This window comes from Clostridium sartagoforme (assembly GCF_039521405.1).
In the GTDB taxonomy this organism is placed as follows: domain Bacteria; phylum Bacillota; class Clostridia; order Clostridiales; family Clostridiaceae; genus Clostridium; species Clostridium sartagoforme.
Map to the genome: position 1 here is coordinate 1 of NZ_BAAACH010000050.1, position 1,970 is coordinate 1,970.

At 26.9% G+C, this 1,970-nt stretch carries 2 protein-coding genes; one reads left to right on the forward strand and one right to left on the reverse strand.

Annotation, left to right across the window (positions count from 1 at the left end):
- Positions 1–177: 177 nt before the first annotated feature.
- A complete protein-coding gene (locus ABDZ60_RS18615; RefSeq protein ID WP_343780259.1) occupies positions 178–750 on the forward strand; it encodes a hypothetical protein in 573 nt (190 codons plus the stop codon).
- 34 nt (positions 751–784) lie between these two features.
- On the opposite strand, the gene ABDZ60_RS18620 is transcribed toward ABDZ60_RS18615, so the two are convergent.
- Positions 785–1,970, reverse strand: a 1,186-nt coding sequence (locus tag ABDZ60_RS18620; protein WP_343780261.1) for a peptidoglycan recognition protein family protein, incomplete at its 5' end; no start/stop codon positions are given.

Sequence of the window (1,970 nt, forward strand, 5' to 3'; positions counted from 1 at the left end):
TATTTTTTATTGTTATTCACTAAAGATTGATTTAGCGAAATCTAGTAATTTATTAGAATGATAAAAATGCAGAGGTTCATATTTAGGAAATTATGTATGATAAAATTTGTATTTAAATTCCAAATGTAGATATGATATAATGAGTAAAAGTTACAATTAGGAAATGAGAGGGAATTTATGATTTTAAAATTAAAAAATAATATAAAGGATGTTGAGGTATTAGTAGAGTATAGGTATATAAATCTTATTTGGATAAAAATATTTAAATTAGTAATGAGCATGATTGGAGTATTAGCTCCAATAGTGATTACTATTGATATTATTATAAAGGAGCCAAAGGTTTATTCTTATATTTTTATGTTAAGTATTTTTTTACTAATTATGATAGGACTTACTTTATTTGCAATATATTTATTTTTTAGTTTATTGCCTAAATTACTAATAAAGAGAGTTAAAAAATTTGCAGCGGAAACCTATAGAAACAATAAACAATTCTTTTTAGATGAAAAAATAATAACTATAAAAGATAAATATATTGAAGTTATTTATAATAATAAGAAATTAAATATTGAACTAGGAAAAAATATTTTTATAGATGAATTTAATGGGTATATAATTATTACTTCTGGTTTCATGAAAAATAAGATAACCAAAGTATATCCTGTGATAATTCCAATAACTATATTTGAAAGTAATGAAATTAAAGAAGAATTTATTAAATCTATAGAAGAAAAAAAGATGTTACTCTAATAAAAGTAACATCTTTTTTTATGTTTCTAATCTTTTATGCAGAACCATTATTTTTAAAAGAATTAAATACTGATGTAATAAATATTACAAAAGCTGTAGCAACAGCACCAATAAATATTTCAATACCTAGGTAAAAACATATAGCCACTAAAGCAATAATAATAAATGCTTTCTTTACTCCATCTGCAAATGCTTCTAATACTTCAGCGGCAGCAGTAGGATTGTTATTAATTTCATCCTTATCAAATTCAATCTTTAAAATTTGCTTTATGGTTTCATTATTAGATGCTTTATGTGATTGTGTAAATGAAATACTTACAGTTTTTAAATTAGTTGCAGCAGATATTGATGTACTATAATTACCTAATTCTAGTAAAGTATCTTCTATAGATATTTCAAATTCATCAATAAGTTTAATTGCAAAATCAGCTATTTTTGCTTTATAAGTTCCACCTACAACTTTACCATTTTCTACATTTAGTATAATATCATCTCCATCAGAGCCTACATTATAAGAATTTTGCAATGTCATTTTAAATGTACCAGATTGAGCAATTAACACTTCTTCATCTGTAGTAGCAAATTCAATACCAAATTTTTTAGCAAAACCTATCTTATTAATTTCATTAATTACAGCATCATTATTTAGCTTTTTTCTTACAGCATTTTTTATATTTGGTAAAAAGGCATATAAATATCTACCAGGGCAATCTGTAGAGCCAAAGTCTCTATGACCATAAATACTATCAGGAGATAATCCATATTGTTTACATAGTAGAGTCAATAGTGAAATTAGACTACTAATTTGGAATTGGCTAGGTGAGGCTGTTTCAAAGTTACCAAACAAGCAGATACCAATACTGTCACTATTTCTTTCTCCTTTTGTATGAGCTCCAACATATTTGGTTTCACGTCCTTGCATTGTCATTCCAAATTTACCTATTCCGTAATGATATCCTATATCACCCCAATCTAAGCTTTGATGATAGTTTTGAATAGACTGCATTTGAGCTATATCAGAATTAAATTGTTCCGCGCCTGAATGATGAACTATTATATATCTGAAAGGTCTAGTTCTTTCACCGCTCATTCCAGATGGAATTATAGGCTTAGCTCCCCATTCATATCTACTAAAAACTCTGAATGAAGGATCTCCAGTGCCTATATCGCCACCAGAACCACCACCAGAAGTATCTCCATTGCTATATTCAGGAGATGTT